Below are 25,115 nucleotides of genomic sequence, written 5' to 3'. Positions count from 1 at the left end.
CCCGGCCCGTCGCGCTTAGGCTCCGGTCGTCCCGGCAGCGCCCGGGCCCCCGGCCGGCGGGGTGCCCCCGCCCGCTCCCCCACCGGCCATCCCCGTCGCCGCCTGCTGGGTGACGCTGCCGGCGTAGTCGTTGGTGGGGTCGCGGTAGATGGTGTGGACATGACCCCAGCCGGAGGTGGTGACGCCGTCGACGTCGGCTCCCGCGGAACCCTGCTGGGCCTGGAAGGCGATGTAGACGTTCGGTCCGGAGATGGAGAAGGAGATGCCGTCGCCGGTGCTCATGTCGTAGGTGGTGGCGCCGGACCAGGCGACGACCGTGGTGTCCAGGGTGGCCTCGATCTTGGCCAGGGCGGCCGCGTTCGTCTCGTCGTCGGCCATGCCGGCCCAGTTGGCGATGAGGTCGAGCAGCAGCTGCTTCTGCTCGTCGGTGAGGTCGGCGCCGGTCAGGCCGGTACCGGTGGTGAACTCGCAGGTGTCCCCCGGCGCGCACATGGTCACCTCGCCCGAAGTGAGGGTGGCCTGCTGTTCGGCGGTGAGGCTGTCGTAGAACGCGAACGCGCTGGTGTAGATCGCGTCGAACGGTTGCACCTGCGTGCCGTCGGCAGCGGTGTAGACGGCCGGCTGCACGCCCAGGTGGGTCGGCGCGAAGGTGATGGCGTCGGCGGTGCCGTCCAGGGTGGCGTTGATGCCGAGGTGGTGGCCGCCGAACTGCACCTCCCAGGCGCCGGTGTCCGACGGGTCGCCGAAGAACGCGATGTAGTACTGCCCCAGCGACTCTTCGGTGCTGGAGCTGTTCTCGTGCAGGTACTCGTCACCGCCCATGATCCCGGCGACGGTCGCGTAGGCGTCCTCGCTGAGCAATGACTGCAGGACGACCAGTGCGGCGGTCTGCTGCTCCTCGGTCAGGTCGGTGAGGTTCAGTCCGGCCCGCTGCACGAACGTCACCGGGAAGTTCGACCAGGACGTCGTTTTCGTCTCGTCGTCGTAGTCGTACAGCACGGCCGCGCGCTGCTCGTCGGTCAGGGTGGCCAGGAACGCCTCGGCGGCCGCGGCGGTATCGGTGATCGTCTGATCCGTCGTCGTCGCATCGGCGCCGGCCGCGGCCGACTGGGCGGCGGTGCTCAACGCGGCCGTCAACGACGTCACCGAGTCGGAGGTGGCCGACGCCGAGCTCGCCGAGGTGCTGGAGCTCGCCGCAGAGCTGGTGGCGGTGTCGGCCTGGGCGGCACACCCACCCAGGACCAGCCCGCCGATCAGCAGGGTGGAGGCGGCCCAGTTGCGGAGGCGGCCGGAGTGGCGGCGACGGGAGGCGGCAGTGTTCGGGCGGGTGATGACCATGCAGCTGAGCTTCGGTAGCCAGCCTGTGTGCTCGCTGAGCCATGCCCAGGCGCCTCCCGTGACCTGGTTGTGCAGTCGCCCAGCATTCAGCCGTCGCCGGTGGCGACCTCGCGGCCCTGCGCGCACCACTGCGAGTACGACCCGGGGAACAGCGCCATCGGCAGTCCGGCGACCTCGGCGGCCAGCACGGTCTGGGAGGCGGTGATCCCCGATCCGCAGGAGGCCGCCGCGCGCGGGCCGTCGGCGGTGACGCCGGCGACGGCGAACACCAGTCGCAGCTCCTGCGGCGACCGGAAGAGGCCGCCTTCGGTCAGGTGCGACGACGGCAGGTTGACCGCACCGGGGATGTGGCCGGCGACCGGGTCCATGGGTTCGACGTCGCCGCGAAAACGCTCGGGGGCCCGCGCGTCGAGGAGCCGACCACCGGTGCCGTCGGACCCGTCGGCCAACGCGGCCGCCTCGTCGATGTCCACCACCGGCATCGCCCCCGGACGGACGCTCACCCGTCCCGCCCGGGGGGCTCCGCCGGGGCCGGTCTCCGTCTCGCCGCCGGCCGCCAGCCACGCCGGCCAGCCCCCGTCGAGCACCTGCACGTCGACCAGTCCGGACCATCGCAGCAACCACCACGCCCGCGCGGACGGCAGACCATTACCGCCGTCGTAGACCACGACGGACGAATCGTCGTCGATCCCGCAGGACCGCCAGACCCGCTGGAGCTCGTCCGGGTCCGGGAGCGGGTGGCGACCACCGGCCCCGGCCTCGCCGGCCAGGTCGCGATCGAGGTCGAGGAACAGGGCTCCCGGAATATGCCCCTCCAGGTAGGCGTTGAGATCGGAGCCGGCCAAGGTCCACCGCACGTCCAGCACGATGGGGCGGGACGGGTTCGTCGCGTTCGCGTCGGACTGTCGGAGGCGGGCCAGGACGTCCCCGGCGGACAGCACCGGCGCGTTGCGTTCCCAGGTGTCGGTCATGCCGTCAGTGTGGCCCACGGTGGTGCGCACCCGGGCCCTTCGCCTCTGGCGTCGACGGCCGGGCGCACCGGGGAGAGGGCGGCACTTGTGGGTACGATCGTCACGGCGAAAAGGGGACGCGAACGGTGAATGACCTCATCGACACGACCGAGATGTACCTGCGGACGGTGTTCGAACTCGAAGAAGAGGGCGTCGTGCCTCTCCGGGCTCGTATCGCCGAACGCCTCAACCAGAGTGGGCCGACCGTCAGCCAGACGGTGGCCCGGATGCAACGCGACGGCCTGCTCGTCGTCTCCGACGACCGGCACCTGGAATTGACCGACCGCGGTCGTGAGCGGGCGACGGCCGTGATGCGCAAGCACCGTCTGGCCGAGCGGCTGCTGCTCGACGTGATCGGCCTGGACTGGGACGCGGTCCACGTCGAGGCCTGTCGGTGGGAGCACGTGATGAGCGAGCAGGTGGAGCAGCGGCTCGTCGCGCTGCTGGGCCACCCGCAGACCTCCCCCTACGGCAACCCGATCCCGGGGCTGGCCGAGCTCGGCGAGAAGACCGACCCGCCGGCCGAGCGGGTCGGCGAACTCGTCCGGGTCGAGACCGCCGCGCAGCGCGGTGGGCGCTGGGAGGTGCTGCAGATCTTCGAGATGGTGCAGAACCAGCCCAGTGTGATGGCCGAGCTCCGCAAGGGCGGGATCGTTCCGGGCGCGGTCCTCGAGTTCGAGTCCGACCAGGGTGTGCTCGTCGCGATCACCGGGGAGGCGCGCACCGAGTTGTCGTCCGAGATCGCCCACGGGATCCACGTCCGGCCGGCCGCCTGACCGCGCCGGTCACCTGGCCACACGGCAGAAGGGCCGGAACCCCAACGGGTTCCGGCCCTTCTGCTGTTCGTGAGTCCGCCGGTCAGTTGACCGAGGTGACCTTGCCGGTCATGTTGTGCGGGTCCAGGACGTACTTGCGGGCGACCCCGGAGTCGAACTCGCGGTAGCCGGCCGGCGCGTCGTCCAGGCCGATGACGGTGGCGTTGACGATCTCGGCGATGTTGACCCGGTCGTGCAGGATCGCGTTCATCAGACCGCGGTGGTACTTCATCACCGGGCACTGGCCGGTCGCGAACGAGTGCGACTTGGCCCAGCCCAGGCCCAGGCGGATGGACAGCGAACCGACCTTGGCCGCGTCATCGACGGCACCCGGGTCACCAGTGACGTAGAGACCGGGGATGCCCAGTCCGCCACCGGCGGCGGTGATCTCCATGAGCGAGTTCAGCACGGTCGCCGGGGCCTCCTTGCCGGCCCCCGCTCCGTGACCGCGGGCCTCGAAACCGACGGCGTCCACACCGCAGTCGACCTCCGGCACGCCGAGGATCTGCTCGATCTGGTCCCGCGGGTCACCCTTGGAGACGTCGACCGTCTCGAAACCGTGCTTGCGGGCCTGCTCCAGCCGGTCCTCCTGCAGGTCACCGACGATGACGACGGCGGCCCCCAGCAGGCGGGCCGAGGCGGCGGCCGCGAGACCGACCGGCCCAGCGCCGGCCACGTAGACGGTCGAACCGGGCTTGGTCCCGGCGGTGTAGGCGCCGTGGAAACCGGTCGGGAAGATGTCCGACAGCATGGTCAGGTCGGTGATCTTCTCCAGCGCCTGGTCACGGTCCGGGAAGACCAGCAGGTTCCAGTCGGCATACGGCACGAGCACGTACTCGGCCTGGCCGCCGACCCAGCCGCCCATGTCGACGTATCCGTACGCCGAACCGGGCCGGTCGGGGTTGACGTTCAGACAGATGCCGGTCTTGCCCTCCTTGCAGTTCTTGCAGCGCCCGCAGGCGATGTTGAACGGCACGGACGCGATGTCGCCGACCTTGACGAACTCGACTCCGGGGCCGACTTCCACGACCTCGCCGGTGATCTCGTGGCCGAGGACGAGGCCCTCGGGGGCGGTGGTGCGGCCGCGGACCATGTGCTGGTCGGAGCCGCAGATGTTGGTGGTGACGACCTTCAGGATGGCGCCGTGGGGGACCTTGCGGCCGACGTTGGCGGGGTTGACCCCCGGTCCGTCCTTGAGTTCGAAGGTGGGGTAGTCGATGGTCTCGACACTGACCTTGCCGGGTCCCTGGTAGGTGACTCCGCGATTTCCAGCCATACGAAAACTCCTCTGCACTGAGGGTTTCGGGCGTCGCTCCGACGCCCCTGGGGAGGTTCCTCGGGCGACTCGGTGGGCGCCCTCGGTATGTTGTTCGTACTCGTCCTGCCTAGGCCAGGCAACCTTTCTCACGCGATTGCCACAGGCTTTTGTCGCGCCCTGAGAAACAGTTGCGCGATGCGCGCCGACTTCCGTCCGTTTTGCCCGTTGTGTCAACTCATTCATGCCCGTCCCGGTGTTCCTTGCGAACCAGCGGGGACGCAGCGGCCCCCGCCCCCGATCATGGGGACGTGGAAGATGCGTGCCGACCGGCCGATCGGCTGGCCCGATGAACGACGACCTGTACGCGGTCCTCGGCGTCGCGCTGCTCGCCGCCCTGGCCCCCCTGCTGATGAGTGGGCTGGCTCGCTGGGTCAAGATCCCGCTCGTCGTCTTCGAGATCGCGCTCGGCATCATCGTCGGCCCGCCGCTGCTCGGCTGGATCCCACCGAGCGACCTGGTCCAGACGGCGGCCAATCTCGGTCTGGTCATGCTGTTCTTCCTGGCCGGCAACGAGATCGACGTCGCCCGCATCGCCGGCCGTCCATTGCGTCGGGCCGGACTCGGCTGGGTGGTGTCGCTGGCCGGCGCGCTGGTGGTCGCCCTGGTGGCGGTCACGGTGGTGCCGGCGCCGTCGAACGCCGCGATCGTCTACATCGCGATCGCTCTGACCAGCACCGCCCTGGGCACCCTGATGCCGGTCCTCCGGGACGCCGGGGAGCTCACCACCCCGTTCGGCACGGCCGTGCTGGCGATCGGCGCGGCCGGCGAGTTCGGTCCGCTGATCGCCATCTCGATCTTCCTGTCCGGCCGCGAACCGGGGCCCGCGACGGTGGTGCTGCTGTTCTTCGTCATCATCGCCGCGGCGGCCCTGTTCCTGGCCGCCCGCGGACCGCACCGGCGCCTGCACCGCATCATCAGCGGCACGCTGCACACCAGCGGCCAGTTCGCCGTGCGACTGGTCATGGTGCTGGTCTTCGCTCTGGTCGGCCTGTCCCTGTGGCTGGACCTGGACATGCTGCTGGGCGCGTTCGTCGCCGGTGCGCTCACCCGCGTCCTGCTGTCCTCGGCCGAGAAGAAGGACCGCGAGGTGATCGAGAGCAAGCTGGACGGGCTGGGTTTCGGATTCGTGGTGCCGTTCTTCTTCATCACCACCGGCCTGACGTTCGATCTGTCGTCGCTGCTGTCCAGCCCGGCCGCCCTGGTCCTGCTGCCGATCTTCCTCGTCATGCTGCTCGTCGTCCGTGGGCTGACCGGCCTGTTCAACCGCCCACGGGGTGCCGGTGGGGCGGACACCCGGGCGCTGGTGCTGTTCACGGCGACCGGTCTGCCCATCATCGTCGCGGTGACCGGTATCGGGGTCGAGGCCGGCGACCTGCAGGTCCCGGTGGCCACCGCGCTCGTCGGCGCCGGGATGCTCTCGGTGCTGCTGTTCCCCCTCATCGCGCTGGCGCATCGCCCGGCGGCCGCCGCACCCGCGGCCGTGGGCCCCGGCGAAACCGACGAAGTCCCCGACGAGGGATGACACCGGTCGTGCACGGCCGGCGTTCCGTACCCTGGCGGCGGTGGACGCCACTGCGCTGACCCCGGCCGGGGCACCCATAGCGGCGACCCCGCGCGAGGGGTCGGTCAGCGCCCCGCTCGGCACGGCAACGGACGCCGCCCGTGTCCTGGCCGGTCGGCGGCTGGTCGTGCTCACCGGGGCCGGCCTGTCCACCGACTCCGGGATCCCCGACTACCGGGGCCCGGACAGTCCCCCGCGTTCGCCGATGACCTACGACCAGTTCGTCTCCGGGTACACCGCTCAGCAGCGGTACTGGGCGCGCAGCCACCTGGGCTGGCAGCGCATCGGCACGGCCGTGCCGAATGCGGGGCACCGGGCGGTCGCGGCCCTGGAGGCGGCCGGACTGCTCCCCACCCTCATCACGCAGAACGTCGACGGACTCCACGAACAGGCCGGCAGTCGCAGCGTCGTCGACCTGCACGGGCGCATCGACGAGGTCGTCTGCCTGAACTGCCGCCGCATCACGTCACGGCAGGTCCTGCACGAGCGACTGACCGAGGCGAACCCGGGCTTCGGCGCCGATGCGCCCATCCACGTCGCGCCGGACGGCGACGTCGAGTACGACGACACCTCGACCTTCCGGGTGGTGCCCTGCACGTCGTGCGGTGGGGTCCTGAAACCGGACGTCGTCTTCTTCGGTGAGACCGTCCCCGCCGACCGGGTCGCCCGCTGCTACGCGGCCGTCGAGCAGGCCGAGGCGATGGTCGCGGCCGGGACGTCCCTGACGGTGATGAGCGGACTGCGTTTCGTCCGGCACGCGGCCAAGCGGGGCATCCCGATCGTGCTGGTCAACCGGGGCATCACCCGCGGCGACCCGCTCGCCGTGCTGCGGGTCCACGACGGGTGCTCGGCGGTGCTGCCGGAACTGGCCAGCCGGTTGCGTTAGGCGGGCCGCCGTCGGCGGGCGAGCAGTCCCCCCACCCCGGCGAGCAGGACGGCCACGACACACATCCCGGCGACCAGCCTCAGGGTCGCGCCCCACCCCCCGCTGGCGAAGACGATCCCGCCGAGCCAACCGAAGACACTGATGCCGCTCAGCCAGGCGATCTGGTACAGCGCCGTCGCCTGCGATCGCCCGGTCCGCGCCGACCGGCCGGTCAGCCCGCTGGCCAGTGGGTGGGCGGTGAAACAGCCGACGGTGAACAGGATCAGACCGCCGATGGTCAGCACCAGCGACGACGACGCCATCGCCGCGAGCGAACAGAGCATCGCGGCGATTCCGGCGAACAGCGCGCCGGTGGTCCCCAGCCGCGCCGCCAGCAGACCCGACCGGCTGGCCGCCAGGGTGCCCGCGAGATAGACCAGGAACACACTGCTGGCCACCGCCGCGGACAGCCCGAAAGGCTGCTCCTGCAGGTGGTATCCGAGGAAGTTGTAGACGACCCCGAAAGACCCCATCAGCAGGAAACCCAGCAGGTACAGCGTGACCATGAACGGGTCGCGCAGGTTCGCCACCGCGCCCGCGCGGATCGACGCGGCCGGCGCCGGCCGGCCGGTGGAGGGCCCGCGAGTCAGGTACAGGAACGCGGCCGCCGCGAGCGCGGCGGCGACCGTCGAGGTGAGGAAGGCCAGCCGCCAGCCGCCGATCTCGGCAGCGGCCCCCGACAGCAGCCGACCGACCAGGCCCCCGAAGGTGTTGCCGGCGATGAACGTACCGGCCGCCCGGACGGCAGCCGGGCCGGAGACGCGTTCGGCGATGTGGGCCATCCCGACCGCCGGGGCCGCCCCGACCAGCACACCCTCCAGGAAGCGGACCGCCAGGATCAGCTCGATCGTCGGCAGGACGGGGACGATCGCGGCGAGGGTCACGCCCGCCAGCAGCGACCACCGCATGGCCCGGACCCGGCCGGTCCGGTCGGAGATCCCGGCCCACCCGAGCACTCCGACGGCGACGCCCAGCGCGGCAGCCGACACGGTGCCCGCCGCCGTCCCGGGCGATACGTCCAGGTCGGCGGAGATGGCGGCGAGGAACGCCTGCGGAGAGAAGATCAGGACGAACGAGGCGAACCCGGCCAGGAACAGCGCCATGGTGAAGTGCCGCCACTGCGGCGATCCGGGGGCCAACGGGGGCGACGGGTCACCGCCGACCGGGGATGCGCTCATCTGTGGGCGCCCGGGCCCCTCCGGCGACGGGAACCGTCAGCCACCACCCCGCTCGGGACGGCTCTTCTCACCACGGACCTCCTCCGACGACCACTGGGCGATGCCCGAACATCACACCTCACGGCGCAGGCATCTCTGGCGTCGGATCGGGGACAGAGATCGGACGAGTGCTAGTCCCGGCGCTCCATGACCTGGCCGAATCGGGCCGGGGGCTTGTCGCCCTCTTCGACCTCGATCGTCTGCAGGTGTCCGTTGCGAGCGAACGCCGACCACAACGACATTCCGGCGATGCCGACGACGAACAGCAGCCAGACGGCGAGGAACCAGGTCACCTTCCCCTGGCTGATCATCATCACCGTTCCCACCGTCCCGGTGACGACGGCGCCGACTGCGGTGAAGACCGCCTGCTGCTTGCTGGGACGAACGCGGTAGGTCGCCATGGACGCCCCCTCGATGGATCCAGCGCACCCAATACGCCGGAATGACGGACAGGCGATTTGTCACCCGAGCCCGGCCCACTCCAACGCCGTCTCACCGTCCCACGGCATACCCCTGCATCCCCCGCGGGTTGGCCGCGGCGTAGAGCAGGCCGTCGGCGTCCCGCCCGGCGGTCGACAGCCGACCCAGCGCCCAGTCCCCCGCGGTGGTGACCCGATGGCCGCGTCGGGTCAGCTCGTCGAGAACGTCAGCCGGGTAGCGGCTTTCGATGGTCAGACCGGCCGGGTCGTACTCGCGGGGCCAGAACGAGCCCACCAGGGCCGTGGTGTGAAAGGTCGGCGCGTCGATGGCCTGCTGCGGGCCGAACCCGCCGCGCAGCAGGCGGACCAGATACGGCAACTGCCACTGGTCCTGCTGATCGCCCCCCGGTGACCCGAGAGCGGCGACGGCACCGTCCGGTCGGGTCAGCAGGGTCGGGGTGAGGGTGCTGCGGGGTCGTCGACCGGGCTGCAACGCCGAGGGCGACGACCCGTCGAGCCAGGTCATCTGCAGGCGGGTGCCCAGGCAGAATCCGAGCTCCGGGATGTGGGGGGACGACTGCAGCCACCCTCCGGACGGCGTGGCGGAGATGACCGTGCCCCACCGGTCCACGACGTCCAGATGGCAGGTGTCGCCCCGGGCAGCGCCGTTCGGGCGGACCGTCGGTTCACCGGCCGACGCGTCTGCCCCTTCATCGCCGGTCACTCGCAGCGGCGGCAGCCAGGGGTCGCGTCCGTCCGGCCGGCCGGGCCGGAACTCGCCCGAGGCCGCCGCATCGATGAGCCGCCCCCGCTCGGTGGCGTAGTCGGCGCTCAGCAGTGTGGTCAGCGGGACGCCCGGGTCGTCGGCGAACCAGGAGTCCCGGTCGGCCAGGGCCAGCTTCTGGGCCTCGACCAGGTGGTGGACGCCGAATGCGGTGGCCGGGTCGACGGCCTCGTCGGGCAGGTCGCGCAACAGCCGGAGAGCGGCCAGCAGCGCCGGTCCCTGGGTCCAGGCCCCAGCCTTGTGGACCGTCCACCCGCCCCAGGCCGTTCCGAGGTCGAGCGAGACCGGGTCCTCCCAGGTCGCCGACCAGCCGGCCAGGTCGCCGGCGGTGAGGACGCCGGGGTGCTCGGACCCGGTCGAGTGCCGATGCGGTCGGCGGACGGCGGTGTCGATGGCTTCGGCGACGAAGCCGGTCGACCATTCCCGGCGGACGGCGTCGATCCGCGCCTCCCGGCTGGTCCCCCGGCCGGCCGCCACCAGTCGCTGCAGGGTGCCGGCCCAGGTGGGGAGGCGCAGCAGGGCCCCGGGGCGCGGGACGCCGTCGGCCAACCAGGCCGTGGCCGAGGACGGCCAGTGCTCGCGAAACAGCGGCGCGCTGGCCGCGATGGTCGCACTGACCCGCTCCAGGACGGGGTGCCCGGTGCGGGCGTAGCCGATGGCGAAGTCGAGCACATCGGCCACCTCCCACGTCCCGTGGTCGCGCAGGAGCAGCAGCCAGGCGTCGACCGCTCCCGGCACCGCGGCGGCCAGCGCCCCGGAACCAGGTACCGCCGTCAGCCCCATCTGGCGGTAGGCGGCGATGGTCGCGGCCGCTGGGGCCGGTCCCTGCCCGGCCAGGACGCGGGGTCGCCCTCCGGCCGGCTGGACGATCGCGGTGAGATCACCGCCGGGGCCGTTGAGGTGGGGTTCGACGACGTGCAGCACGAACGCGGCGGCCACGGCCGCATCGGCCGCCGTACCGCCGCGCTCCAGCACCGCCTGCCCGGTGGCCGACGCGATCCAGTGCGTCGACGCCACCATGCCGAACGTCCCGGTCAACGTCGGGCGGGTCGAGAAGTCCGGTGGCGGGCGGAATCCGGCGGCAGTCATTCCTCACCGTAACCACCGGTCCTCCGCTCTACCGGTCGGCGGCCGCCCGGCGTCCGAAGACGCTGAGGACGTCGTCGTACAGGGGGTGGTCGGGGTGCAGGCCGGTGATCTCGCGGACCAGTTGGTCGGGGGTGCGGGTGCGCAGCGCTTCCTGCAACTGGACGCTTTCCGGGTCGGCGGGGACGTCGAACCGCAGGGCGGCCTCGACCGCGCGGAGCAGGAACTCCGGTTTTTCCACACCCCGTTCGGCCAGTTCGGCGGCCGGGCCGATCAGGCGTTCGTGGCGGGACAGTTTGCGCAGCGGTTGCCGCCCGACCCGGTCGACCGTGTCCGGCAGGTACGGGTTCTCGAACCGGGTGATGATCTTGTCGATGTAGGCCTGCTGCGCCTGCGCGGTGAATTCGTGTTTGGCCACCAACAACGCCTTGGTCTCGGCCAGCACGCCCTGCACGTTGGTCCGCACCTCCGGATCATCCAGGGCATCGGACAGTTTGGTGATCCCGCGGACGAACCCGAAATACGCGGTCGCCGCATGACCGGTGTTCACGGTGAACAGTTTGCGCTCGATGTAGGGGGCCAGATCGTCCACGAACGTCGCGTCCGGGATCTGCGGCTCGTCACCGGTGAACGGGCCCCGTTCGATGGCCCACTCGAAATACGTCTCCACCGTCACGTCCAGGCCCTCATGCGGTTGGCCGGGCACGATCCGGTCGACCGCGGTGTTGGCGAACACCGCCCGGCCGGCCAGGTCGTCGAAATCGTCGGCCCCGTCGCGGATGTGGTTCTTGAGGACATCAGTGGCGTTGATCGCGTTCTCACACGCCATCACCACCAACCGACCCGCCCCCGGGTCCCGCTTCCGTAGGCCGGCGGCGATCACCGGGGCCACGAACTTCAGCACCGTCGGCCCGACCGCCGTGGTCACCACATCCGCGCCGGCGATCGCCTCGATGACCGCGGCTTCATCAGTGCGACTGTTGATCCCGGTGAAACCATCGACCGTCTCGGTCCGCGAGTCCTGACCGACCTCCCGCACCTGATAGGAGTCCGCCGCATTCAACGCATCGATCAGCACATCGGCCACATCAGCGAACACCAGGCGATACCCGGCCCGATGCAGGATCAACCCCACGAAACCGCGGCCGATGTTGCCGCCACCGAAATGGACCGCGACCTTCTCGTCAGCCACCCCGCTCAGTCCTCGTTGACCGAGTCGAGCATCCCGTACAACTCCTGCGACGACTGCGCCTGCACCAGCTTGGCGACCTCGTCCTCATCGCTGAAGATGATCGCGATCTTGGACAGGATCTCCAGATGCCCACCCTCGTAGCCGGCGATCCCGACCGCGAACCGCACCTCGTTGCCGTCCCAGTCGATCGGCGGGTCGTACTTGACCACCGACAACGCCGACTTGCTGATCTGTTCCTTGGCCTCGTTCGTCCCGTGCGGGATCGCCAGGAAATTACCCATGTACGTCGACACCGACCGCTCCCGCTCGAACATCGCATCGATGTACGCCGGCGTCACCGCACCAGCATCGACCAGTATCTGACCGGCCTCCCGGATCGCCTCGTCCTTCGACGTCGCCGTCCCCGGAACCTTGATCTGAGCGGGACTGAGGATGTCACTCATGGAATGCTGGTTTCCCTTCTAGATACGTGAGAGCCGTTGCTGGCGTGGGTATGTCGACCACCCAGTGAGTCACGAGAGTCCGCTGCCGGGTCAGTCCTCGTTCACCGACAGCAACAGCCGGTACAGCTCTTCGGCGGACTCCGCAGCGATGAGCTTGGCGACCTCGCGTTCGCGGCTGAAGACGATGGCGATCTTGGAGAGCACCTCCAGGTGCCCTCCTTCGTAACCGGCGACCCCGACGGCGAACCGCACCTCGTTGCCGTCCCAGTCGATGGGCCACTCGTACTTCACCACCGACAGCGCCGACCGGAAGACGTGGCCGGTCGCCTCGTTCGTCCCGTGCGGGATCGCCAGGCAATTGCCCATGTAGGTCGAGACCAGTTCCTCGCGCTGGAACATCGCGTCGATGTAGCCCTGGGTGGCCGCACCCGCGTCGACCAGGATCTGACCGGCCTCACGGATGGCCCCGTCCCGGTCGCGGGCGGTGCCGGGGACCCGGATCATCTCGGGGTTCAGGATGTCGCTCATCGATTCGCGCTCCGTTGCATCGAGGGATGGGGAAGGTCCCGCGGCACCGATGGTGCCGCGGGACCCATCGAATCAGGCGGTCGGGCTGCCGTTGGTCTCCCGCAACTTGGCGACGATCTCGTCGTACCGCGGGCTGTTCATGAAGTTGCTGACCGAGACGTGTTCGGCGCTGGGCGCCATGCCTTTAGCCCGCGGGGTCAACGTCTCCTGGGTGACGATCAGATCGATGTCATCGGTCAGGTTCGCGATCGCCACATTGGTCACGCTGACATCACCGAAACCGGCCTTCTTGATCTTGTTCCGCAACACCGACGCGCCCATCGCACTCGAGCCCATCCCGGCATCACAGGCGAACACGATCTTGCTGATCGGCCGGGCCGCCACACTCGTGCCACCCCCGGTGCGGTGCATCCCATCGGCCGCGTCCATCTGCGCGGGCGTCATCCCCGACGCCGACGCCTCGTCCAGAGCCTCCCGGTTCAGCACCCCCGACACCGACGACTTCTTGCCCTTCATGGCCTCCATCTGCGAAGTGGCCGCGGCCAACCCACCGCCCTCGGCCTCCTCCGCCGCGAGCATGCTCCGCCGGTTGGCCCGCAGAATGATCGAAGCCAGGATGAACGACGTCGCCGCCGACAACACCACCGACAAGATCACGCCCACCAGCGAGTCCGCCGGCGTGTTGGCCAACGCCGCGATGATCGACCCCGGCGCCGCCGGCCCGGTCAACCCCGCATTGAAGATGACCAGGGTCAGGATCCCCACCGCACCCGAGGCGATCATCGCCAGGATCAGGACCGGCTTCATCAGCACGTACGGGAAATAGATCTCGTGGATACCGCCGAAGAACTGGATCACCAACGCCGCCGGCGCCGTGCTACGGGCCATCCCCACCCCGAACACACAGAACGCGAGCAGCAGACCCGCACCCGGACCCGGGTTGGCCTCCAGCAGGAACAGGATCGACTTACCCTGCTCGGAGGACTGCTGCAACGCCAACGGCGTCAACACCCCATGGTTGAGCGCATTGTTCAGGAACAACACCTTGGCCGGCTCGATGATGATGCTGGCCAACGGCAGCAGACTGTGCTCGACCAGCCAATTCACCCCGTCACCGAACCGGTTGGACACCCACTCCACGATCGGCCCGAAAATGTACAGGCCGAAGATCGCCAACGCCCCACCCAGGATGCCGGCCGAGAAATTGTTCACCAACATCTCAAAACCCGGCTTGATCTTGCCGTCCCAGATCGCGTCGACCTTCTTCATCAACCACGCCGCCAACGGACCGAAGATCATCGCCCCCAGGAACATCGGCTGCGTCGTGGCCATGATCGCGCCCATCGTCGCGATACCGCCGACCACCGCACCCCGGGTGCCATAGATCATCCGGCCACCCTGCACCGCGATCAGGATCGGCAACAGGAACCGCACCATCGGGCCGACCAGACCGCCGTCGGCGTAGTCACCCCACCCACCGATCTTGTCGACCGGCAACCAGCCCTTCTCGATGAACAGGGCCGTGATCAAACCCCACGCGATGAACGCACCGATATTCGGCATGATCATCCCGGACAGGAACGTCCCGAACTTCTGAACGGCGACCCGGGCGCCGCCCGGCTGAGTTGTCGTGCTCACAGCTGACCTCTCGATCGTGTGGTGCTCCCGGCGGAGCGCTGACGGCGTTGGCATGTGCGACGCGGGGCGGTGCAGCCGGTGTCCCGAACTGCCTTCCCACAGACCCCGATCACTGCTGTGACTGCGGTCTCAGCGACGACCGTACGGCTTCTCATTGGATTGTTCAACAGTCCTCACAAGATTGTCCAACATTCGGCAGGGTGGCTACCATTCGTCCATGGCGCTCCGAACCACCTCGGCGACCGAGGAGCTGGCCCTGGCGCAACTGGGCCAGTCCCGGCGGCAGGTCGTGCAGACATCCACCCCGGCCCGGGTGGCCGAGGCACTGCGCGAGCAGATCAGCGAGGGTCGATTTCCGCCGGGCGCACGCCTGCGCGAGGAAGCCATCGCCGAAGCGCTCGGGGTGTCCCGCAACACCGTCCGCGAGGGCTTCATCGAGTTGGCGTCCGAGCACCTGGTGGTCCGGGAACCCAACCGCGGCGTCTTCGTCGCCACCCTGACCACGGCCGACGTGGTCGACATCTTCGCCGCCCGACGCACCGTGGAACGGGGCGCCGTCCGCCACGCCGCCGTCTCCCCGGTGATGCTGTCCACCGCACGGCTGGCCCTCACCGACGCCATGACCGCGGCCCAGGAGACCGATCCACCGGCCGCCGCCCGGGCCGACCGCGCATTCCACCGCGCGCTGGTCGCGTTCGCCGGCAGCACCCGGCTGAACCGGCTCATCAAGCAACTGCTGGCCGAGCTCCGCTGGGTGATGAACTCCTCGCACGTCGACCCGGCCCTGTACTTCGCCTACATCGACGACAACGAGCGCATCCTCGAGTACGTGCGCAAGGAGAAGCGGGCGGCGGCCAGCCGACTGCTCGACTCGGTGCTGGAACGGACCGAGCAGGACATCGTTCGCGCGATGGCCCTGTCAGGAGTCACCGCCTGAGACCGGCCGGGTTCCCGGTCGGAGGACGACCGGCCCGGACGACCCGAGCCGTCCCACACCGTCGGGCACAATCCCAGATCGGGAGCGCGACGGCGAGGGGTGGGCGGCAGCGATGGCCAGGTTCGGACGGGCACGACGCGACCGGCGGGCGGTCGACCCCGACCCCGTCGTGATCACCACCGCCGGTCCCGTACGAGGTCGCGTCGACGGCGCCGCGCGGGTGTGGCGGGGCATCCGCTACGCCGCCCCGCCGGTCGGCGTGCGGCGGTTCGCACCCCCGGAGCCGCCGGAACCGTGGACCGACGTCCTCGACGTGGCCGCCTTCGGTCCGGCCTGCCCCCAGCCGAAGAACCGCATCATCGACCTCGGCCCGGGCATCGGCCAGGACGAGGACTGCCTGTTCCTGAACGTCTGGTCCCCCGTGCACGGCCGGGATCGGCGCCCGGTGATGGTGTGGGTACACGGCGGCGCCTACTTCCTGGGTGCGGCCAGCCAACCGGTCTACGACGGCGCGTCCCTGGCCACGGCGGGCGATGTGGTCGTCGTGACGATCAACTACCGGGTCGGGGTGTTCGGTTTCGCCGACCTGGGTGGACTCCCGGGCACCGGCGACGCATTCGACCCGAACCCGGGAATGCGGGACGTCCTCCTGGCCCTGCAGTGGGTGCAGGACAACATCGCCGCGTTCGGCGGCGACCCGGGCGAGGTCACGCTCTTCGGGGAGTCGGCCGGTGGCGGCATCGTCACCACCCTGCTCGGGGTTCCCTCGGCGGCCGGGTTGTTCCACCAGGCCATCGCCCAGAGCTCGCCGGTCACCGCCGTCTACGGCCGGGCCCGGGCCGCCACGGTCGCCGCAGCGTTCATGGAAGAACTGCAGGGCGTCCTGCGCGACGAGGCCGCCACCGGCCCGAGCCGGACCGTCCCCGACGGCGGGCCGGCCCTCGTCGAGTTGCTGCGATCGTTGCCCGCGCCGGTGCTGCTGCGCGCCGGCATCCGCCTGTTCGAGCGCATTCCCACCCAGGCCCCGGGCACCCTGGCCTTCGCCCCGGTCATCGACGGTCACCTGCTCCCCCGCTCACCGCTGACCTCCGCGCTCGACGGCACCACGTTGCCGGTCCGGCTCGTCATCGGCGGCAATCGGGACGAGACGTCCGCGTTCGCCCGCATGCAGTCGCCGCTCATCCCCACCCAGGAGGCGAGCATCCGGGCGATGTTCGCCGCCATCCGCGAGCAGAACCCCGGGCTGACCCTGCCGTCGGAGGCGCAGATCCTGACCGCGTACGCCGACTCACCCCGAGGCACCGTCGGCCTGGGGGTCTCCCGGGACATCGGCTTCCGCATGCCCACGCTCTGGTTCGCACAGGCCCACAGCCGGGTCGCACCGGTGTGGCTCTACCGCTTCGACTTCAGCACCCGGGTCTTCAACCTGCTCAAGCTGGGTGCCACGCACGCCACCGAACTGCCCTACGTCTTCGGCACGGTGACGCACCGGTTGAAGGACATCACCTACAAGCTCGGGGGTTACCGGGCCGGAAAACGACTGTCCCGACGCATGCAGGCCCGTTGGCTGGCCTTCGCCAATCACGGGGCACCGGACGACCCGTACACCCCGCAGTGGCCGTCCTACGACGAGAAGACCCGGGCGACGCTGGTTTTCGACCGCTCCGATCGTCGGGCCGACGATCTCGACGGTCCCCTGCGCCGCGCCTGGGGCGATCAGGCGCTGGCCTTCGACTGACCGACCAGGCCTGGCGCACCGGGGACGGCGCGCCGTATGGCAGAGTCCTCGCCCGTGGCTCTCGCCCTCACGGCCCTTCTGCTGGCCGCGGTTCTCGTCTTCGCCATCGTGCGCCCGCGCGGCCTCCCGGAGGCCGTCGGTGCCGTCCCGGCGGCGCTGCTCGTCGTCCTCGTCGGCGAGGTGAGTTGGGCCGACGTCGGCCATGAGGTGGAATCCCTCGCCCCCACCGTGGGGTTCCTGGCCGCGATCCTGATCCTCGGGGCGCTGTGCGAGGCCGAGGGCGTCTTCACCTGGGCCGGTCAGTGGTGTACCAAGGCGGCCGCCGGCAAGCCACGCCGGCTGTTGACCCTGGTCTTCGGACTGGCCGCGGCGACCACGGTGGTGCTGTCCCTGGACGCCACCGTCGTACTGCTCACCCCGGTGGTGTTGACCACCGCGGCTCGCATGCGGTTGCCCGCCCGGCCCCACGTCTACGCCTCGGCCCACCTGGCCAATTCGGCGTCGCTGCTGCTGCCGGTGTCGAACCTGACCAACCTGCTGGCGTTCACCGCCTCCGGGTTGTCGTTCGCCGGGTTCGGGCTGGTCATGTTCCTGCCCTGGTCGGTCTGTCTGCTCATCGAGTACGTCGTCTTCCGCCGCTTCTTCCGTCGCGACCTGGCCGGTCGGTCCACGGTCGAGCCGGACGAACCGGGACCGCCGCCGGTCGTCGCGCTCGTCGTGCTGGCGTTCACGCTGGTCGGATTCCTGTTCTTCGAGCCGGTCTGGCCGGCGCTGGCCGGTGCGGTCGTGTTGGGCGCCTACTCGCTGGCCCGGCGCAAAACGTCCATCAAGCCCATCGTCGAGGCCGCCAGCATCCCGTTCCTGATCTTCGTGCTGGCCCTCGGCGTCGTCGTCGCGGCCGTGCAGCGCAGCGGCCTGTCCGATCTGGTGACCGCCATCGTGCCGACCGGCGACTCGCTGCTCTCCCTGCTTGCCGTGGCCGGCATCGCCGCACTGCTGGCCAACCTGGTCAACAACCTGCCGGCCATCCTGGTCCTGCTGCCCATCGCCGCGGTCGGCGGGCCCGGGGTCATCCTCGCCGCGCTCATCGGCGTCAACGTCGGCCCGAACCTGACGTATGTCGGTTCGCTGGCCACGCTGCTGTGGCGGCGGATCCTCATCGACCGCAAGGAGGACCCCGCTCTGGGGGACTTCCTGCGCCTGGGAGTGCTGACCGTGCCAGCATGTCTGGTGGCGGCGACGACGGCCCTCTGGCTGGCCCTCCCGCTGGTCACCTGACGCACCTGGACTTCACCGTCGTTGTCGTGAACAAGGAGGTTCGGCGATGAAAGCGGTCGTGTTGATCACCGAAGGGGTGTGGGAGGCCGCCGTCGATGCCGCCCGCGACGCCGTCCCCGCCGACGCCAGCATCGAACTGCTGCACGTCGACACCGGGGACGCCGAACACGTTCTCGAGGGCGCGTTCTCCGGGCTGATGGGGCGGGGCCGCCGGTCCGGCGCACCGACGGCGCTGGCCCAGGACCTCGACCAGGCCACGGCCCAATTGCTGGACGCCGCGGCCCAGCGCCTCGGCCGGCCCTGCGAGAAGCGGGCCCTCAAGGGGCGCCCGGAGCGGGTCGCGGTCGCGGCCGTGGAAGGCGCCGACCTGCTGGTGATGAGCCGCGACGGCGACTTCTCCCGCCTGGGACCCAAGTCGATCGGCCACATCAGCCGGTTCATCATCGACCACGTCCCGTGTCAGCTGCTGCTGGTCTGGCCCGGCTCGGTGCCGCCGGTCTCCAGCATTCCCCCGCCGCCCCCGCCGGGGCACAAGCCGCCGCACGAGCACCACTAGTTCGGGCCGGGTCCCTCGACTCGTCGCCGATGGATGTCAGGTCCGCGCCTGGGCATACAGCTGCGACGAGTCGAGGCGGCGACCTCAGTCGGCCAGCCGCGGCGGGAATCCCCCGGTGGCGATGGGCGACCACGACTCCGGGGTGATGCGCAGCAGGCACTTGCCCTGCCTGGTCATCGCCTCGCGGTATTCGTCCCAGTCGGAGTGCTCACCGGCGATGCTGCGGAAGTAGTCGACCAGCGGCTCGACCGCGTCGGGCAGCTCGATGACCTCCCCGGGGCCGTCGACCTGCACCCAGGCGGCGTCGAAATCGTCCGAGAGCACCAGCACCGACGCGTGACCGGCCTTGCGCAGGTTCGCCGCCTTGGCGCGCTCCGGGTAGCTGGCGATGACGATCCGGCCCTGCTCGTCGACCCCGCCGGTAACCGGCGAGGACTGCACCCCACCGCTGGCCTTGGGGACGATCAGCACCATGTGGTGCCGGGGCCGGATGAACTCGAGCAGGGCGTCATGGTCGACGTGGGAATTGGTCGCGATGGTGCGAGGCATGCCGCCACGGTAGCGACCCGATCCGGGCGACGGGTTTGTTCAAGCGCCGCACGGCCGATCGGAGGACGCTGACCCCATGGCAGAGACCGATCCGAGTACCGCCCCCCGGCTGGCCATGGTCAGCATCGACTGCGCCGACGCCGCTGTGGCCGCCACCTTCTGGTCGCAGCTGCTGGGCTGGCAGATCGTCGCCCAGGGCGACGGCTACGCCATGCTCACCGGCGGCGGGCAGACCGTCGGCTTCGGCAGAGTGCCGGACTACCGACCGCCGGCCTGGCCGAACGAACACGGCAGTAAGCAGTTCCACTTCGACCTGGCCTGCCCGGACATGGCCGCCGTCGAGCAGCGGGCCGTCGAATTGGGCGCCACCACGGTCGACCCGCAGCCGGGCGAGACGTGGCGGGTGCTCATCGACCCCAGCGGCCACCCGTTCTGCCTGACCGACGCCAAGAACTGGGGCTGACGCGCGGATGGCGTCCGCTCAAGGCGCGACATACACCCGAACCCCGTGTCGCAGGCCCTCCGGCGTCAGCCAGTCAGTCTGGCGGCGATCGACCAACCGCCACCCACACCGCTCGTAGAGCGCAACGGCCGGCGCACCGTCGTCGAGCACGTCAAGCATCAGCCGGAGACCCGACCGTTCTGCCCAGCCACGAGCCGCACCGAGCAACCTGCTGCCCAGGCGCAGGGCTCGACCCCGGGCCACCGGCGAGACGAACAGGCGGGACACCGCGGCCAGGCGGTCGATGTGCACGCCGAGCGTCTCGGCCACCATGTGGTCCTCGACCGGACTGACGACAGACAGATGCCCGAGCACGGACCCGTCGTCATCGAGTGCGACCCAGGCCGCCACCGTTCCCGGCGGACTGAGCCACCCGGCGGGATCCTCCGGCCACCACGTCGGGTAGCGGTCCTGCCGATGCACTTCGTGCAGCGTCGCCACACAGCCAGGAAGGTCGGCGTCGGTTCGCACACGGAGCATCACGGACGTCAGCATGCCAAGCGCCCAGGACCGCGAGATCGCCGGCCGTCGAGTGTGACCTGTGTATGCGAGTGGCGCACCTGCAGCTGTCTTCAGCTGCAGGTGCACCACTCGATGGGACCGGTCAGGCCCGGTCGACGCTCACCCCGACCCGGGCGTCCACGCCGGTACCGACGGTGACGACGGCCGACCCGGCGGCGTCCGCCGAGTCGGCGGCATCGGCTGCGGCATCACCACCGACCACGACAACGTCGGCGGCCAGCACCTGCTCGGCCAGCCAGTCCTGCCGAGTCCCGACCGCGGCGCGAACGACATCGGACGGGGACGTGACGGTCAGCCGGATCCGGTCGGAGACCTGCAGGCCGATCTGCTTGCGCACGTCCTGCACCCCGCGGACCACGTCCCGGACGATGCCCTCGGCGACCAGGTCGTCGTCGAGCGCGGTCTCCAGGGCGACGAAGCCGCCGGAACGCAGCAGACCGATCGCGGCCGAACCGCCGGTGGCCGCGAGCTCCAGGGTGAACTCGCCCTCGGCCAGCGCGATGCCGCCGCAGACCACGGCGCCGTCGTCGGCGACCGACCAGTCCCCCGCCTTGGACGCCTTGATGACCTGCTGCACCTGCTTGCCCAGCCGCGGACCTGCGGCGCGGGCGTTGACGGTGAGCCGGCGGGTCACCCGGGCGTCGTCCTCGGCCATCGGCTCGACGGCGACGGCGCGGACGTTGACCTCGTCGGCCAGCAGCGCCGCGAACGGCTCCAGCGCGGCCGGCTCGGCCACCGCGACGGTCATCGCGGCCAGCGGCTGCCGCACCCGGAGCTTCTCGGCCTTGCGGACCGACAGCGCGACCGAGGCGACGTCACGGACCGCGTCCATGGCGGCGACCAGGGCCTCGTCGTGCGGCAGCTCGTCGGCGGCCGGCCAGTCGGTCAGGTGCACCGACCGGCCACCGGTCAGCCCCTGCCAGACCTGCTCGGTGGTCAGCGGCAGCAGCGGCGCGGCCAGCCGGCACACCACCTCCAGGACGGTGTGCAGGGTGTCGAACGCGTTCTGGTCGTCGGCCCAAAACCGCTCCCGGGACCGGCGGATGTACCAGTTGGTGAGCACCTCCAGGTAGCCGCGCAGCGTCGCGCACGCCCCGGCGATGTCGAACGCGTCGAGCTGAGCGGTGAGGGTGTCCCGCAGCTCGGCCGTCTTGGCCAGGATGTAGCGGTCCAGCACATCGTCGGACGACTCCCCCGCCGGCCGCGACCGACCCACCACACCGGATGCCCCGGCGTAGAGCGACAAGAACGACCAGGTGTTCCACAGCGGAAGCAGTGCCTGCCGGACGCCCTCGCGGATGCCGGCCTCGGTGACGACGAGATCCGCGCCCCGCAGGATCGGGGACGACATCAGGAACCAGCGCATCGCGTCGCTGCCGTCGCGTTCGAAGACCTGCCCGACGTCGGGGTAGTTGCGCCGCGACTTGCTCATCTTTTGGCCGTCGTCGCCGAGCACGATGCCGTGGGCCACGCACGTGCTGAACGCGGGCCGGTCGAACAGCGCGGTGGCCAGCACGTGCATCGTGTAGAACCAGCCGCGGGTCTGGCCGTTGTACTCGACGATGAAGTCGCCGGGGTAGTGGTGCTCGAACCAGGTGCGGTTCTCGAACGGGTAGTGCACCTGCGCGTACGGCATCGAGCCGGACTCGAACCAGCAGTCGAGCACCTCGGGCACCCGGCGCATGGTCGAGCGCCCGGTCGGGTCGTCCGGGTTCGGCCGGGTCAGCTCGTCGACGTACGGGCGGTGCAGATCCTCGGGTCGAACCCCGAAGTCGGCCTCCAGCTCGTCCAGCGAGCCGTAGACGTCGACCCGCGGGTACTGCGGGTCGTCCGAGGTCCACACCGGGATCGGCGAACCCCAGAACCGGTTGCGGGAGATCGACCAGTCGCGCGCGCCCTCCAGCCACTTGCCGAACTGGCCGTCCTTGATGTGCGTCGGCACCCAGGTGATCTGCTGGTTGAGCTCGACCATCCGGTCCCGGAACTGGGTGACGGCCACGAACCACGACGACACGGCCCGCTGGATGAGCGGGGTGTCGCAGCGCCAGCAGTGCGGGTACGGGTGCTCGTAGGTCTCGCGGCGGATGAGCTTCCCGGCCGTCTTGAGGTCGGCCATGATCGGGATGTTGGCGTCGAAGACGTGGAAGCCCTCGTAGGTCGGGACCAGCGAGGTGAACTTGCCCTGCGGGTCGACCGGGTTGACCACCTCGATGTCGGCGGCGTCGGTGACCGCCTTGTCCTCCTCACCGAAGGCCGGCGCGATGTGCACGACGCCGGTGCCGTCCTCGGTGGTGACGTAGTCGGCCGAGAGCACCTGATGGGCGTTCGGCCGCCCCTCGAAGAAGCCGAACGGCGGGGTGTACCGGGTCCCGACCAGCTGCGCGCCGGAGAAGGTGGCCAGCACCTCGGGGTCCTCGCCCAGCTCGCGGGCGTAGGCGCCGACCCGGGCGGCGGCCAGCAGGAACCGGCCCTGCGCGGGGGCGTCGGGGCCGGGCTGGACGACGACGTAGTCGACCTCGGCGTTGACCGCGGCGGCGAGGTTGGACGGCAGCGTCCACGGGGTGGTCGTCCAGATCAGGGCCTGGACGCCGTCGAGCCGGTCGTCGTCGGAGCGCAGCCGCAGCGCGACGGTGACGGCCGGGTCCTGACGGGACCGGTAGGTGTCGTCCATCTTGGTCTCGGTGGCCGACAGGGGCGTCTCGCAGCGGGTGCAGTACCAGAGCACCCGGTAGCCCTCGTAGACCAGACCCTTGTCCCACAGGGTCTTGAACGCCCACATGACGGATTCCATGTAGTCGAGATCGAGGGTCTTGTAGTCGTTCTCGAAGTCGACCCAGCGGGCCTGCCGGGTGACGTACTCCTGCCACTCGTGGGTGTAGCGCAGCACCGACTCGCGGCAGGCGTCGTTGAACTGGGCGATGCCCATCGATTCGATCTCGGACTTGTGCTTGATGCCGAGCTGCCGTTCGGCCTCCACCTCGGCCGGCAGCCCGTGGGTGTCCCACCCGAACCGCCGTTCGACCCGGTGCCCACGCATCGTCCGGTAGCGCGGGACGACGTCCTTGACGTAACCCGTGAGCAGGTGGCCGTAGTGCGGCAGGCCGTTGGCGAACGGTGGGCCGTCGTAGAAGACGAACTCGTTGGCGCCGTTCTCACCCGCCGCGCGCTGCTCCACGGAGGCGACGAACGTGTCGTCGGTCTTCCAGAAGTCGAGGACCTGGTGTTCCAGGGCGGGGAAGTCGGGATGCGACGGCACCGCGGGATAGCGGTGGGTACCGGGATCCGGGCTGGTGGTCATGGCGGGTGGCACTCCTGGTCTGCGGCTCAGCGCCGGATCGCTCCGGACGTTGGTGCTGGCTGCAGGGACGAACCCCCGGGCCGATGGGCCGGACGTCCGCGGTACCACCCCGCTTGCCGTTCCCGGTCGATCACCTCGCGGTGGCGGCCGGGGACGGCCACTTCGTTCCCGGCGATGACGGGCCGGACCCGTTCGGTTCTACTGGGACCCGCCTGACGACGGATCTGTTCTTCCGAAGGCTCGCCGGTGATGGCCGGGTCGACGCCTGTGCGCGGCCTTCCGACCGCGCAGACCACGATACCCCCGGTCCGGGACACGGACGCGGGGGTATCGGGTGGTACAGGGGTGAAGCGCTACTTCGCGGACGCGGCGGCCGGCTGCGGCTCCCGCGGCGGGGTGTTCTCCAGCTGCTGCAGCTGCTCGCCGATCCAGGACTTCAGGCTGCCGCGGTACTGCTGCTCGTACTCCCGCAGGCTCTGGATCGAGTCGTTCAGGCGGGTCTTCTCGGCGTTCAGGCTGCCGATGACCTCCTGGTACTTGGCCTGGGCGTCGGCGTCGAGCTTGTCGGCGCGGATCTTGCTGTCCCGCTCGGTGGCCTCGGCCCGGGTGGTGGCGTCGGTGACCAGAGCGTCGGACTGCGACTTGGCGTCGGCCATCAGCTGCTCGGACTGGCTCTGGGCGTCGGTCAGCACGCGGTCGGCTTCGGCGCGCGCCTCCGAGGTGAGCTTGTCGGCGGTCTCCTGGGCCAGGCCCAGCAGCCGGGCGGCCTGGGTGTGGGCCTCACCGGTGGTGGTCGGTGCCGGGGCGGCCGCCGCATCCTTGGTCAGCTTGGCCGGGGTGCCGCCGCGCTCGTACTCGGCGACCTTGCCCTGCAGCTCGTTGTTCTCCTCGATGAGGCGGCCCAACTCGGCCTCGACCTTGTCGAGGAAGACGTCGACCTCGTCCTCGTCGTAACCGCGCTTGCCGAGCGACGGCTTCTTGAACTCGACGTTGTGCACGTCGGCGGGGGTCAACGCCATGTGTGAACTCCTTGCTGACACATCACCCGGTGCTGTCACCCTTGCGGGTGGGCATCAGGCCGGTGAATTGGTCCTTCGGTGACGGAACGTGCACCGCACGCCCCCCGAGCATCCTAGAACTGGCTCGAATATGCCAGGTTCTCGACGACCACCATCGCGATGAGCACGGCGATGAAGAGCACGATGATGCTCAGGTCGAAGCCCACGCCGCCGATGCGGACGGTCGGGATCAGGCGTCGGAGCAGGCGGACCGGCGGGTCCGTGGTCACGAACAGAACCTCGAGGGCGACGGCCGAGGGGCCGGCCGGGCGCCAGGTGCGCGCGAAGACCCTGACGAACTCGATGACGATCCGGCCGAGCAGGGCCAGCCGGAAGAGCCACAGCAGCACGAAGAGGATCTGCCAGAAGAGGTTCACCTCATCACTTCTACCGGATCAGCGGC

General features: G+C 70.2%; 23 protein-coding genes. 8 read left to right on the top strand and 15 right to left on the bottom strand.

Annotated elements, in window-relative coordinates:
• Window positions 1-15: 15 nt before the first annotated feature.
• Together FDO65_RS00365 and FDO65_RS00360 are read right to left on the bottom strand one after the other, a co-directional pair.
• The gene (locus FDO65_RS00365) at window positions 16-1,338 is read right to left on the bottom strand and encodes a DUF3500 domain-containing protein (protein ID WP_137447529.1); all 1,323 of its coding nucleotides are present in this window, start codon (window positions 1,336-1,338) and stop codon (window positions 16-18) included.
• Between the two features lie 86 nt (window positions 1,339-1,424).
• On the bottom strand, window positions 1,425-2,309 hold the full coding sequence (locus FDO65_RS00360) for a sulfurtransferase (protein WP_137447528.1): 885 nt from the start codon (window positions 2,307-2,309) through the stop codon (window positions 1,425-1,427).
• A 125-nt stretch (window positions 2,310-2,434) separates the two neighbouring features.
• On the opposite strand from FDO65_RS00360, the gene FDO65_RS00355 reads away from it, so the two are divergent.
• The gene (locus FDO65_RS00355; protein ID WP_137447527.1) at window positions 2,435-3,124 is read left to right on the top strand and encodes an iron-dependent transcriptional repressor DtxR; all 690 of its coding nucleotides are present in this window, start codon (window positions 2,435-2,437) and stop codon (window positions 3,122-3,124) included.
• Between the two features lie 82 nt (window positions 3,125-3,206).
• Here FDO65_RS00355 and fdhA read toward each other — a convergent pair whose 3' ends face one another.
• Entirely contained in the window at window positions 3,207-4,439 is a 1,233-nt protein-coding gene (gene fdhA, locus FDO65_RS00350) for a formaldehyde dehydrogenase, glutathione-independent (RefSeq protein ID WP_137447526.1), read from the bottom strand.
• A 328-nt stretch (window positions 4,440-4,767) separates the two neighbouring features.
• Between fdhA and FDO65_RS00345 the strand changes: the two genes are divergently transcribed.
• Window positions 4,768-6,003, top strand: a complete 1,236-nt coding sequence (locus tag FDO65_RS00345) for a cation:proton antiporter (RefSeq protein ID WP_137447525.1) — start codon at window positions 4,768-4,770, stop codon at window positions 6,001-6,003.
• Between the two features lie 40 nt (window positions 6,004-6,043).
• Window positions 6,044-6,928, top strand: a complete 885-nt coding sequence (locus tag FDO65_RS00340; RefSeq protein ID WP_240757341.1) for an NAD-dependent protein deacetylase — start codon at window positions 6,044-6,046, stop codon at window positions 6,926-6,928.
• On the opposite strand, the gene FDO65_RS00335 is transcribed toward FDO65_RS00340, so the two are convergent.
• The 7 genes from FDO65_RS00335 to FDO65_RS00305 all read right to left on the bottom strand — a co-directional run bounded on the left by FDO65_RS00335 (window position 6,925) and on the right by FDO65_RS00305 (window position 14,274).
• Complete coding sequence (locus FDO65_RS00335; protein WP_137447524.1) at window positions 6,925-8,145, bottom strand: MFS transporter; 1,221 nt, start codon at window positions 8,143-8,145, stop codon at window positions 6,925-6,927. The genes FDO65_RS00340 and FDO65_RS00335 overlap by 4 nt on opposite strands.
• A 170-nt stretch (window positions 8,146-8,315) precedes the next feature.
• Window positions 8,316-8,585 carry a hypothetical protein gene (locus tag FDO65_RS00330; protein WP_137447523.1) on the bottom strand — a complete coding sequence of 90 codons (270 nt, stop codon included), beginning with the start codon at window positions 8,583-8,585 and terminating at the stop codon, window positions 8,316-8,318.
• A gap of 91 nt (window positions 8,586-8,676) precedes the next feature.
• Window positions 8,677-10,476, bottom strand: coding sequence for a gamma-glutamyltransferase family protein (locus tag FDO65_RS00325; protein WP_137447522.1), 1,800 nt, complete (start codon window positions 10,474-10,476; stop codon window positions 8,677-8,679).
• Between the two features lie 28 nt (window positions 10,477-10,504).
• Complete coding sequence (locus tag FDO65_RS00320; RefSeq protein WP_137447521.1) at window positions 10,505-11,665, bottom strand: mannitol-1-phosphate 5-dehydrogenase; 1,161 nt, start codon at window positions 11,663-11,665, stop codon at window positions 10,505-10,507.
• Between the two features lie 5 nt (window positions 11,666-11,670).
• Entirely contained in the window at window positions 11,671-12,108 is a 438-nt protein-coding gene (locus FDO65_RS00315; protein WP_137447520.1) for a PTS mannitol transporter subunit IIA, read from the bottom strand.
• 90 nt (window positions 12,109-12,198) lie between these two features.
• Window positions 12,199-12,636 (bottom strand): PTS mannitol transporter subunit IIA, encoded by a 438-nt coding sequence (locus FDO65_RS00310; protein ID WP_137447519.1) that lies wholly within the window; start codon window positions 12,634-12,636, stop codon window positions 12,199-12,201.
• A gap of 72 nt (window positions 12,637-12,708) precedes the next feature.
• Window positions 12,709-14,274 carry a PTS mannitol transporter subunit IIBC gene (locus FDO65_RS00305; RefSeq protein WP_240757340.1) on the bottom strand — a complete coding sequence of 522 codons (1,566 nt, stop codon included), beginning with the start codon at window positions 14,272-14,274 and terminating at the stop codon, window positions 12,709-12,711.
• Window positions 14,275-14,491: 217 nt separating this feature from the next.
• On the opposite strand from FDO65_RS00305, the gene FDO65_RS00300 reads away from it, so the two are divergent.
• The 4 genes from FDO65_RS00300 to FDO65_RS00285 all read left to right on the top strand — a co-directional run bounded on the left by FDO65_RS00300 (window position 14,492) and on the right by FDO65_RS00285 (window position 18,783).
• On the top strand, window positions 14,492-15,211 hold the full coding sequence (locus tag FDO65_RS00300) for a GntR family transcriptional regulator (protein ID WP_137447517.1): 720 nt from the start codon (window positions 14,492-14,494) through the stop codon (window positions 15,209-15,211).
• 112 nt (window positions 15,212-15,323) lie between these two features.
• Entirely contained in the window at window positions 15,324-16,949 is a 1,626-nt protein-coding gene (locus FDO65_RS00295) for a carboxylesterase/lipase family protein (protein ID WP_137447516.1), read from the top strand.
• Window positions 16,950-16,985: 36 nt separating this feature from the next.
• Entirely contained in the window at window positions 16,986-18,227 is a 1,242-nt protein-coding gene (locus FDO65_RS00290) for an SLC13 family permease (RefSeq protein WP_137447515.1), read from the top strand.
• A 46-nt stretch (window positions 18,228-18,273) separates the two neighbouring features.
• Window positions 18,274-18,783, top strand: coding sequence for a universal stress protein (locus FDO65_RS00285; RefSeq protein WP_137447514.1), 510 nt, complete (start codon window positions 18,274-18,276; stop codon window positions 18,781-18,783).
• Window positions 18,784-18,867: 84 nt separating this feature from the next.
• On the opposite strand, the gene FDO65_RS00280 is transcribed toward FDO65_RS00285, so the two are convergent.
• Complete coding sequence (locus FDO65_RS00280; RefSeq protein WP_137447513.1) at window positions 18,868-19,332, bottom strand: PPOX class F420-dependent oxidoreductase; 465 nt, start codon at window positions 19,330-19,332, stop codon at window positions 18,868-18,870.
• A gap of 76 nt (window positions 19,333-19,408) precedes the next feature.
• On the opposite strand from FDO65_RS00280, the gene FDO65_RS00275 reads away from it, so the two are divergent.
• Window positions 19,409-19,795, top strand: coding sequence for a VOC family protein (locus FDO65_RS00275; protein WP_137447512.1), 387 nt, complete (start codon window positions 19,409-19,411; stop codon window positions 19,793-19,795).
• 18 nt (window positions 19,796-19,813) lie between these two features.
• Here the strand turns inward: FDO65_RS00275 and FDO65_RS00270 are convergent, their stop codons facing one another.
• From FDO65_RS00270 to FDO65_RS00250, 4 genes are all read right to left on the bottom strand, one after another.
• Window positions 19,814-20,422 carry a GNAT family N-acetyltransferase gene (locus FDO65_RS00270; RefSeq protein WP_205849703.1) on the bottom strand — a complete coding sequence of 203 codons (609 nt, stop codon included), beginning with the start codon at window positions 20,420-20,422 and terminating at the stop codon, window positions 19,814-19,816.
• 16 nt (window positions 20,423-20,438) lie between these two features.
• Window positions 20,439-23,654 carry an isoleucine--tRNA ligase gene (gene ileS / locus FDO65_RS00265; RefSeq protein WP_137447511.1) on the bottom strand — a complete coding sequence of 1,072 codons (3,216 nt, stop codon included), beginning with the start codon at window positions 23,652-23,654 and terminating at the stop codon, window positions 20,439-20,441.
• 353 nt (window positions 23,655-24,007) lie between these two features.
• The gene (locus FDO65_RS23000; RefSeq protein ID WP_137447510.1) at window positions 24,008-24,673 is read right to left on the bottom strand and encodes a DivIVA domain-containing protein; all 666 of its coding nucleotides are present in this window, start codon (window positions 24,671-24,673) and stop codon (window positions 24,008-24,010) included.
• A 113-nt stretch (window positions 24,674-24,786) separates the two neighbouring features.
• Window positions 24,787-25,089 carry a YggT family protein gene (locus FDO65_RS00250; RefSeq protein WP_137447509.1) on the bottom strand — a complete coding sequence of 101 codons (303 nt, stop codon included), beginning with the start codon at window positions 25,087-25,089 and terminating at the stop codon, window positions 24,787-24,789.
• Window positions 25,090-25,115: the final 26 nt, after the last annotated feature.

Origin of the sequence: Nakamurella flava (assembly GCF_005298075.1) — a bacterium.
Lineage (GTDB): Bacteria > Actinomycetota > Actinomycetes > Mycobacteriales > Nakamurellaceae > Nakamurella > Nakamurella flava.
This window is presented reverse-complemented; position numbering and strand designations above follow the sequence as displayed.

Coding starts and splice junctions, on each gene's coding strand:
- FDO65_RS00335 (WP_137447524.1), bottom strand. CDS start 8,145: ATGAGCGCATCCCCGGTCGGCGGTGACCCGTCGCCCCCGTTGGCCCCC.
- FDO65_RS00315 (WP_137447520.1), bottom strand. CDS start 12,108: ATGAGTGACATCCTCAGTCCCGCTCAGATCAAGGTTCCGGGGACGGCG.
- FDO65_RS00300 (WP_137447517.1), top strand. CDS start 14,492: ATGGCGCTCCGAACCACCTCGGCGACCGAGGAGCTGGCCCTGGCGCAA.
- FDO65_RS00360 (WP_137447528.1), bottom strand. CDS start 2,309: ATGACCGACACCTGGGAACGCAACGCGCCGGTGCTGTCCGCCGGGGAC.
- FDO65_RS00295 (WP_137447516.1), top strand. CDS start 15,324: ATGGCCAGGTTCGGACGGGCACGACGCGACCGGCGGGCGGTCGACCCC.
- fdhA (WP_137447526.1), bottom strand. CDS start 4,439: ATGGCTGGAAATCGCGGAGTCACCTACCAGGGACCCGGCAAGGTCAGT.
- FDO65_RS00325 (WP_137447522.1), bottom strand. CDS start 10,476: ATGACTGCCGCCGGATTCCGCCCGCCACCGGACTTCTCGACCCGCCCG.
- FDO65_RS00310 (WP_137447519.1), bottom strand. CDS start 12,636: ATGAGCGACATCCTGAACCCCGAGATGATCCGGGTCCCCGGCACCGCC.
- FDO65_RS00330 (WP_137447523.1), bottom strand. CDS start 8,585: ATGGCGACCTACCGCGTTCGTCCCAGCAAGCAGCAGGCGGTCTTCACC.
- ileS (WP_137447511.1), bottom strand. CDS start 23,654: ATGACCACCAGCCCGGATCCCGGTACCCACCGCTATCCCGCGGTGCCG.
- FDO65_RS23000 (WP_137447510.1), bottom strand. CDS start 24,673: ATGGCGTTGACCCCCGCCGACGTGCACAACGTCGAGTTCAAGAAGCCG.
- FDO65_RS00345 (WP_137447525.1), top strand. CDS start 4,768: ATGAACGACGACCTGTACGCGGTCCTCGGCGTCGCGCTGCTCGCCGCC.
- FDO65_RS00275 (WP_137447512.1), top strand. CDS start 19,409: ATGGCAGAGACCGATCCGAGTACCGCCCCCCGGCTGGCCATGGTCAGC.
- FDO65_RS00285 (WP_137447514.1), top strand. CDS start 18,274: ATGAAAGCGGTCGTGTTGATCACCGAAGGGGTGTGGGAGGCCGCCGTC.
- FDO65_RS00290 (WP_137447515.1), top strand. CDS start 16,986: ATGGCAGAGTCCTCGCCCGTGGCTCTCGCCCTCACGGCCCTTCTGCTG.
- FDO65_RS00365 (WP_137447529.1), bottom strand. CDS start 1,338: ATGGTCATCACCCGCCCGAACACTGCCGCCTCCCGTCGCCGCCACTCC.
- FDO65_RS00280 (WP_137447513.1), bottom strand. CDS start 19,332: ATGCCTCGCACCATCGCGACCAATTCCCACGTCGACCATGACGCCCTG.